The 8,781-nt window shown below is 72.7% G+C and carries 8 protein-coding genes; all 8 read left to right on the forward strand.

Annotated elements, in window-relative coordinates:
• Window positions 1–159: 159 nt before the first annotated feature.
• The 8 genes from ABGA99_RS29585 (at window position 160) to ABGA99_RS29620 (ending at window position 8,512) form a co-directional block, all read left to right on the forward strand.
• Window positions 160–660, forward strand: coding sequence for a DUF3499 domain-containing protein (locus ABGA99_RS29585; protein ID WP_347580503.1), 501 nt, complete (start codon window positions 160–162; stop codon window positions 658–660).
• Between the two features lie 129 nt (window positions 661–789).
• Window positions 790–2,148 carry a phosphomannomutase/phosphoglucomutase gene (locus ABGA99_RS29590; protein ID WP_347580502.1) on the forward strand — a complete coding sequence of 453 codons (1,359 nt, stop codon included), beginning with the start codon at window positions 790–792 and terminating at the stop codon, window positions 2,146–2,148.
• Between the two features lie 210 nt (window positions 2,149–2,358).
• The gene (locus ABGA99_RS29595) at window positions 2,359–2,571 is read left to right on the forward strand and encodes a Trm112 family protein (protein WP_347580501.1); all 213 of its coding nucleotides are present in this window, start codon (window positions 2,359–2,361) and stop codon (window positions 2,569–2,571) included.
• Between the two features lie 12 nt (window positions 2,572–2,583).
• Window positions 2,584–3,705 carry an SIS domain-containing protein gene (locus ABGA99_RS29600; protein ID WP_347580500.1) on the forward strand — a complete coding sequence of 374 codons (1,122 nt, stop codon included), beginning with the start codon at window positions 2,584–2,586 and terminating at the stop codon, window positions 3,703–3,705.
• Between the two features lie 19 nt (window positions 3,706–3,724).
• Complete coding sequence (gene manA / locus ABGA99_RS29605) at window positions 3,725–4,918, forward strand: mannose-6-phosphate isomerase, class I (protein WP_347580499.1); 1,194 nt, start codon at window positions 3,725–3,727, stop codon at window positions 4,916–4,918.
• A gap of 161 nt (window positions 4,919–5,079) precedes the next feature.
• Window positions 5,080–6,003 (forward strand): cation diffusion facilitator family transporter, encoded by a 924-nt coding sequence (locus ABGA99_RS29610; RefSeq protein ID WP_347580498.1) that lies wholly within the window; start codon window positions 5,080–5,082, stop codon window positions 6,001–6,003.
• A 340-nt stretch (window positions 6,004–6,343) separates the two neighbouring features.
• The gene (ahcY, locus tag ABGA99_RS29615; protein ID WP_347583809.1) at window positions 6,344–7,807 is read left to right on the forward strand and encodes an adenosylhomocysteinase; all 1,464 of its coding nucleotides are present in this window, start codon (window positions 6,344–6,346) and stop codon (window positions 7,805–7,807) included.
• A gap of 87 nt (window positions 7,808–7,894) precedes the next feature.
• Complete coding sequence (locus tag ABGA99_RS29620) at window positions 7,895–8,512, forward strand: hypothetical protein (RefSeq protein WP_347583810.1); 618 nt, start codon at window positions 7,895–7,897, stop codon at window positions 8,510–8,512.
• The last annotated feature ends 269 nt before the right edge of the window (window positions 8,513–8,781 follow it).

Below are 8,781 nucleotides of genomic sequence, written 5' to 3' on the forward strand. Positions count from 1 at the left end.
AATGTCGCGAAGTGAACGGTCGGCGCAGGAATCGGCTCGCAGATGAACAGGACGAAGTCCGCCGAAACCGGTTGGATTGACATGATTTGCAGCCAGGGTTGATCACTTGCAACGTCGTATCCCCCGCGGATGTGACCGACGTCGCAGGTCAACTCGGCCATGGGCCACCGGCTTCGCGCCGGACGGCGGGCGACACGGGTGGGTGAGGCGAGGGTGAGTCGTCGCGGCCCGCTCAGGAGTGCGGTACCGTCCAACGTCGTGAGCCCTGTACGTCGCTGTTCGCGCACCGCATGCGGCCGAGCCGCCGTCGCGACGCTCACCTACGTCTACGCCGACTCCACCGCCGTCCTCGGCCCCCTCGCGACGTACGCCGAGCCGCACTGTTACGACCTGTGCACGGAGCACTCCGAGCGGCTCACCGCCCCGCGCGGCTGGGAGGTCGTCCGGCTCGCGCTCCCCTCGGGACCCGCGCGGCCCAGCAGCGACGACCTGGAGGCCCTGGCCAACGCCGTACGCGAAGCGGCCCGCCCGCCCCGCGCGGCGCCGGGCAGTGACCGGATGGCCGCCCCGCGCGCGGTGGCCCCGGGCGGCCGGGACGCGGACCCCATGGAGGTCGCGCGCCGCGCCCACCTGCGGGTGCTCCGCTCCCCGGAAGGCTGACCGCCGCCCACCCCGGCAGCCCGCCGGCGTCCTCGCCCAGAGCCCCCCCACCGGCCCGGCCCCGGACGGCGCGTGTCCGCCCCATCGCGTACTGTGCAAGCCTCAGCAGCGTGCGAAGGGCGGTAAACCGTGACCGATCTCTCGACGATCGTGAAGGCGTACGACGTGCGCGGCGTCTTCCCCGAGCAGCTCGACGAGCCGCTCGTCGAGCTCTTCGGCGCCGCCTTCACCGAAACCACCGGCGCCGACAAGATCGTCGTCGGCCATGACATGCGGCCCTCGTCGCCCGCGCTGGCCGCCGCCTTCGCCCGCGGCGCCGTCGCCCGCGGCGCGGACGCCGTCCTCATCGGCCTGTGCTCGACCGACCAGCTCTACTTCGCCAGCGGCCATCTCGGCCTGCCCGGCGCCATGTTCACCGCCAGCCACAACCCCGCGCGGTACAACGGCATCAAGATGTGCCGCGCCGCCGCCGCCCCCGTCGGCCAGGACACCGGGCTCGCCGAGATCCGCGCCAAAGTCGAGCAGTGGCAGGCCGAAGGGCCGCCCGCGCCGGTCGCGAAGCCCGGCAGCGTCACGGAGACCGACCTCCTCGCCGACTACGCCGCCCATCTGCGCTCCCTGGTCGACCTCAGCGCCGTCCGGCCGCTGAAGGTCGTCGTCGACGCGGGCAACGGCATGGCGGGCCACACCGTGCCCAGCGTCTTCGAGGGACTGCCCGTCGACGTCGTCCCCATGTACTTCGAGCTGGACGGCACCTTCCCCAACCACGAGGCCAACCCGCTCGATCCGAAGAACATCGTCGATCTGCAGGCCGAGGTCCGCAGGACCGGCGCCGACGCCGGCCTCGCCTTCGACGGCGACGCCGACCGCTGCTTCGTCGTTGACGAGAAGGGCGACCCGGTCGCGCCGTCCGCGATCACCGCCCTGGTCGCCGCGCGCGAACTGGAGCGCAACGGCGGCGGCACGATCATCCACAACCTCATCACCTCCTGGTCCGTGCCCGAGGTCGTCAAGGAGCACGGCGGCACGCCCGTGCGCACCCGCGTCGGCCACTCCTTCATCAAGGAGGAGATGGCCAAGACCGGCGCCATCTTCGGCGGCGAGCACTCCGCGCACTACTACTTCCGCGACTTCTGGAACGCCGACACCGGCATGCTCGCCGCGCTGCACGTCCTCGCCGCGCTCGGCGGCCAGGACGGCCCGCTGTCGCAGCTCGTCGCCGCCTACGACCGGTACGCGGCCTCCGGCGAGATCAACAGCACCGTCGACGACCAGGACGGCCGGCTCGCGGCGGTCAGGGCCGCGTACGCGGGGCAGGACGGCGTCACGATCGACGAGCTGGACGGGCTGACGGTCACCGGCGACGGCTGGTGGTTCAACCTGCGGGCGTCCAACACGGAGCCGCTGGTGCGGCTGAACGTGGAGGCGGACGACGCGGAGACGATGACGCGAGTACGGGACGAGGCGCTGGCGCTGGTACGGGGCTGAGGCACCGCCCACCGCAGAGGGCGGGGGGTAGGGGGCAGCGCCCCCGGGCGTACGGCCCTTACCCCCAGCCCGTACACCGGCCGCCCCGGCGCCCGGCCACCGGTTCCGCCCGCGCGCAGGCGGGCCCGTACGCCCGGCGGTAGGCTGGCGCCTGCCGCTCGTACGCACAGCCGAGCCCAGCACCGCCGCAGCCAGCCGAAGGGGACGCACATGCCGGTCGACGCCAGCCTCCTGGAGATCCTCGCCTGCCCGGCGTGCCACGCCCCGCTGCGCGAGAGCAAGGACGGCGCGGCGGTCGACGGCGCCTCCGACGCCCCCGGCGAGCCCGAGCTGCAGTGCACCTCCGCCACCTGCGGCCTCGCCTATCCGGTACGGGACGACATCCCCGTCCTGCTCGTGGACGAAGCCCACCGCCACGCCTAGGCCCCCGCCGCCATGCTCGACGAGTCGCTGCTCGACGACCCCGACCAACTCGCCCGCGCCGATGCCCGCGGCCTGCTGCGCAGCGTCGCGCAGGCCGGCGCCCAGATGCGTATCGCCGCCCGCCAGGCCGCCGAGTCCGACCTCGCCCGGGTCCAGCCCGACGGCCGCCCCCGCGCGCTGCTCGTCGCCGCCCCGGGCCCCGTCGCGCAGACCACCGCCGACCTGCTGCGCGCGCTGACCGCCGGCGCCTGCCCCGTCACCGCCCTGCGCCCCACCGGTGCCCGCCCCGAGCCCAGCGCCCTGAACTGGACGCTGCCCGGCTGGGCCGGCCCGTACGACCTGCTGCTCATCGCCACCGACTACGGCCGCGAGCCGGGTCTGACCGCGCTCGTCGAGCAGGCGTACCGGCGCGGCTGCACCGTCGCCGCCGTCGCCCCCCGCACCTCCGCCGTCACCGAGATAGCCACCTCCCGCGGCCTCGCGATGCCGCTGCTGCGCGCCCCCGGCGAGCAGATCGAGACCGGCGGCCTGTGGCCGCTGCTCACCCCGCTGCTCGCGCTCGCCGACCGCATCGATCTGATCGACGCCCCCGACGACGCGCTCTCCCGGGTCGCCGACCGCCTCGACATCGTCGCCGAGCGCTGCGGCCCCGCCATCGAGACGTACGCGAACCCCGCCAAGACGCTCGCCGCCGAGCTGGCCGAGTCGCTGCCGCTGCTGTGGAGCGAGGGCGCCGTCGCGGGCGTCGCCGCGCGGTACTTCGCCCGCCAACTGGCCGCCGTCGCCGGCCGCCCCGCGCTGCCCGCGACACTGCCCGACGCCCTCGCCGCCCACAGCATGCTGCTGTCCGGGGCCTTCACCTCCGGCGCCGACCCCGACGACATCTTCCGCGACCGCGTCGAGGAGCCCGCCGCGCTGCGCGCCCGCATCGTCCTGCTGCACGAGGAGTCCGCCGACACCGCCCGCACCCCCCGCGAGGCGGCCCCCGCGGCCCGCGAGCTGGCCTCCGCCCAGGGCACCCCCGTCAGCGAGCTGGAACCGTCCGACGGCGATCTCCTGGAGGCCGCCGGCGAGCTGATCGCCACCGCCGATTTCACCGCCGTTTACCTCGCCCTGGCTGCAGGTTCCGCCTGACCCGTATGAAGATGGCCCTATGGATCGCCTGAACAACACCGTCCGCCCGTACGCCTGGGGCTCCCGCACCGCCATCCCCGAGCTGCTCGGCACCGACCCGACCGACGAGCCGCAGGCCGAGCTGTGGATGGGTGCCCACCCCGGCGCGCCCTCCCGCCTCGACCGCGGCGCCGGACCCGTCCCCCTGGACCAGGTGATCGACGGCGACCCCGACGGCGAGCTCGGCCCGGCGACGGTGGCGCGCTTCGGGCCCCGGCTGCCGTTCCTCCTCAAGGTGCTCGCCGCCGCCGCCCCGCTGTCCCTGCAGGTCCACCCCGACCTCGCCCAGGCCCGCGTCGGCTACCTCGACGAGGAGGAACGCGGCGTCCCCGCCACCGCCCCCGAGCGCAACTACAAGGACGCCAACCACAAGCCCGAGCTGATCTGCGCCCTCACCCTCTTCGAGGGCCTGTGCGGCTTCCGCCCGCCCGCCGACGCCGCCGACCTGCTCGACGGCCTCGGCGTCGACGGCCTCAAGCCGTACGCCGACGCCCTGCGTGCACAGCCCGAGGAGGACGCGCTGCGCGAGGTGTTCGCCGGCGTGCTGCGCGCCGACCGCGAGGAGCTGGCGTCCACCGTCGCGGCAGCGGGCCGGGCGGCGGAGAAGCTGGGTACCACCGACAGCCCGTACGCCGCCGACTACGCCGCCTACGGCGCCCTGGCCCGCTCCTGGCCCGGCGACCCCGGCGTCATCGCCGCCTTTCTGCTCAACGTCATCAGACTGCAGCCCGGTGAGGCGCTCTTCCTCGGCGCCGGCGTCCCGCACGCCTACCTCGACGGCGTCGGCGTCGAGATCATGGCCAACTCCGACAACGTGCTGCGCTGCGGCCTCACCCCCAAGCACGTGGACGTGCCGGAGCTGCTGAAGATCGTCTCGTTCACCCCCGGCGTCCCCGAGGTGCTCCGGGCCGGACCCGACGGCCGCTACGCCGTCCCCGTCGACGACTTCCGTCTCCACCGCCACGACCTCGACGACGGCCCCGTCACCGTCCCCCCGGAGGAGGCCGGCGGCCCGCAGATCCTGCTGTGCACCGACGGCAGCGCCGAGCTGACCAACGCCGCCGGCCGGCACCTGGCCCTGCACCGCGGCGAGTCGGCCTTCGTCCCGGCCGCCGACGGCACACTGCACGCCACCGGCTCCGGCACGCTCTTCCGCGCCACGACGGCCAACTGACCGCCACCGACCCGGATCTCCGCGCCCCGCCGCAGGTTGTCCACAGCCGCGGCCGGCAGGGCTTGCGCCCACCGGCCGCGGTGCTGACAGAATGTGCCGCCGTGAAGGGTGCGGCCTCCCGCCGCGCCCCGCGGAAGCAGACGGAAGGGAACCGGCGGCACATGGCTGCAGGCGGCGGTACGAAGGCGATCCTCGCGGCGCTCGGCGCCAACTTGTCGATCGCGGTCGCGAAGTTCGTGGCATGGGCCTTCAGCGGCTCGTCCTCCATGCTCGCCGAGGCCGTGCACTCCCTGGCCGACTCCGGCAACCAGGCGCTGCTCCTCCTCGGCGGCAAGCGCGCCAAGCGCGCGGCCACGAAGGAACACCCCTTCGGCTACGGCCGAGAGAGGTACGTCTACGCGTTCCTCGTCTCCATCGTCCTCTTCACGGTCGGCGGCCTCTTCGCGATCTACGAGGGCTATCACAAGATCCAGGACCCGCACGAGATCGACCACTGGTACTGGCCGGTGGGCGTCCTCGTCTTCGCGATCATCGCGGAGACCCTCTCCTTCCGCACCGCGATCAAGGAGTCCAACGAGGTACGGGGCAGCCAGGGCTGGTGGCAGTTCATCCGCCGCGCCAAGGCCCCCGAGCTGCCCGTGGTGCTGCTGGAGGACCTCGGCGCGCTCGTCGGCCTGATCCTGGCGCTCCTCGGCGTCGGCGTCGCCCTCGCCACCGGTGACGGCGTCTGGGACGGCGTCGGCACGGTGTCCATCGGCGTCCTGCTGCTGATCATCGCCGTCATACTCGCCATCGAGACCAAGAGCCTCCTCCTCGGCGAGGGCGCCAGCGAAGCCGACGTCGAGGCCATCAGCACCGCGCTGGTCGACGGCGACGCCGTCACCCAGGTCATCCACCTCAAGACCCTCTACCTCGGCCCGGACGAGCTGCTGGTCGCCGCGAAGATCGCGGTGCAGCACGACGACACGGCGGGCGAGGTGGCGCGCGCCATCGACGCTGCGGAGTCGCGGGTACGCGAGGCGGTGCCGGTGGCGAGGATGATCTACCTGGAGCCGGACATCGCCCGCGCGAAGGCCGGCAAGTAACGAGGCCCGGGGCCGGCGGGAAGGGGCCGCCGGCCGACCGTCCGCGCTCCGCCCCGCCCCGGCCGTCTCACCGACCGTCCGCTCCGCGGGATGGCCAGTTCCGGTTGCCCACATGCCCCCGCGGCGAGGGTGGCCTGCGGTAGATTCGTGGGGCAGAGCCAGACGTCGCTGCTGATGGCGATCGGGTGGCCCGCCAGCGGGCCGGCCGAGGGGGAGAGAGGGCCTCCGGCGGACTGAGCCGCAGAGGGACCGGTGTGTCCGTACGCGTGCGTGCACACGCGCGCCGCGCGCACGTCCTGTCTGCGCTCAGGGAATCCGACCACCCTCAAGGAGTTGCGACGTGACTTCCACGACCACCGCCACGAGCCCGGACTTCAAGGTCGCCGACCTGTCCCTGGCCGTCTTCGGCCGCAAGGAGATCCAGCTCGCCGAGCACGAGATGCCCGGCCTCATGTCCATCCGCAGGGAGTACGCCGAGGCCCAGCCGCTCGCCGGCGCCCGCGTCACCGGCTCGCTCCACATGACCGTGCAGACCGCGGTCCTCATCGAGACCCTGACCGCCCTCGGCGCCGAGGTCCGCTGGGCCTCGTGCAACATCTTCTCCACCCAGGACCACGCCGCCGCGGCCGTCGCCGTCGGCCCCGACGGCACCCCGGACGACCCCCGCGGCGTCCCGGTCTTCGCCTGGAAGGGCGAGACGCTGGAGGAGTACTGGTGGTGCACGGAGCAGGCGCTGACCTGGCCCGGCACCGACACCGGCGGTCCGAACATGATCCTCGACGACGGCGGCGACGCCACGCTCCTCGTCCACAAGGGCGTCGAGTTCGAGAAGGACGGCAAGGTCCCCTCGCCCGACACCGCGGAGAGCGACGAAGAGCGCGTCATCCTCCAGCTCCTCACCCGCACCGTGGCCGAGACGCCGCAGAAGTGGACCCAGCTCTCCTCCGAGATCCGCGGCGTCACCGAGGAGACCACCACCGGCGTCCACCGGCTCTACGAGATGCACCAGGCCGGCACGCTGCTCTTCCCGGCCATCAACGTCAACGACTCGGTGACCAAGTCGAAGTTCGACAACAAGTACGGCTGCCGCCACTCCCTCGTCGACGGCATCAACCGCGCCACCGACGTCCTCATCGGCGGCAAGACCGCGGTCATCTGCGGCTACGGCGACGTCGGCAAGGGCTGCGCCGAGTCCCTGCGCGGCCAGGGCGCCCGGGTCATCATCACCGAGATCGACCCGATCTGCGCCCTCCAGGCGGCCATGGACGGCTTCCAGGTGGCGCGGCTGGAGGACGTCGTCGAGACCGCCGACATCTTCGTCACCGCCACCGGCAACAAGGACATCATCCTCGCCGAGCACATGCGGCGGATGAAGCACCAGGCGATCGTCGGCAACATCGGCCACTTCGACAACGAGATCGACATGGCCGGCCTCGCCGAGCTGCCCGGCGTGGTCAAGGACGAGGTCAAGCCGCAGGTGCACACCTGGACCTTCCCCGACGGCAGGGTCCTCATCGTCCTGTCCGAGGGCCGCCTGCTGAACCTCGGCAACGCGACGGGCCACCCGTCGTTCGTCATGTCCAACTCCTTCGCGAACCAGACGATCGCCCAGATCGAGCTGTTCACGAAGACCTCCGAGTACCCGACCGGCGTCTACGTGCTGCCCAAGCACCTCGACGAGAAGGTCGCCCGCCTCCACCTCGACGCCCTGGGCGTCCGGCTCACCGAACTCCGGCCGGAACAGGCGTCGTACATCGGCGTGCAGGTCGAGGGCCCGTACAAGCCGGACCACTACCGGTACTGAGCCCCGCACCACCGCGGCCGCCCGCCCGGAACCCCCGGGCGGGCGGCCGCGCGTCCGGGGACGGCAGGCCCGCGTAGGGTGCCGGACATGCCGCGCGGACGCTATTCCCTCCACGACCCGTACGACGGCACCCCGCTGGGCGACGAACACTTCCACTGCGCCCCCGGAGCGTCCGGCTGGCGCTACACGGCCCGGACCACCGCCCCCGACGGCACGGCCACCGGCTCCGTCGACCTCACGATCGACCACCTCGGCCGCCCCGTCCGCCTCGAACTCCACGCCGCCGGCTGGCAGGTCCGCGGCGCCGCCCTGAACGGCATCACCTGGGTCCGCTCCGACCCCACGGGAGCGGAGGCCCGCGAGGGCAACGCCCGCGCACAGGGCTTCACGGGCACGTCCCCGGCCTTCCTCATCGCCACCACCCGCCTCCTCGGCCCGCCCTCCACACCGGCCCCCCAGCGCCTCCGCCTCGTCGCCCTCACCCATCCGGTCCTCGCCCCGCGCACGCTGGACCAGGCATGGACGCGCACCGGAGAGGACACCCACGAGGCCGACACAGGCCGGCTACGCGTGGTGAACTACCAGGTCAGCGACCTGGAGACGGGCGAGCAAAGTGAGGTCCACATCGCCGGCGACGTGGTCCTGGCGGCCCCCGGTGTCGAACTCGAAGAACTCGACACTCCGCCCAACTCCCTGGACGCGTGAGGGCGATTCGCATCGCCCGCGGTTGACCTGGTACTGTTCACGTCGCTCGGGCAGGAGGGCACGATGACTCCGAAGCAGAGCACTCTCTGAACTACCCGATCCGGAGCGGGAATTCGCACCGAAAAAGGTCTGGTAAGGTTCAGAACACCGAAGGGAAACGCCCGGAGAGGCCCGGAAGGGTTTTGAAGGAAGTGTCCGTTCTTTGAGAACTCAACAGTGTGCCAAGTAATCGATGCCAAGTGTTTGATGTAGTGACACAGCAGTAGCGA

Origin of the sequence: Streptomyces sp. B5E4, from assembly GCF_039871555.1 — a bacterium.
Lineage (GTDB): Bacteria > Actinomycetota > Actinomycetes > Streptomycetales > Streptomycetaceae > Streptomyces.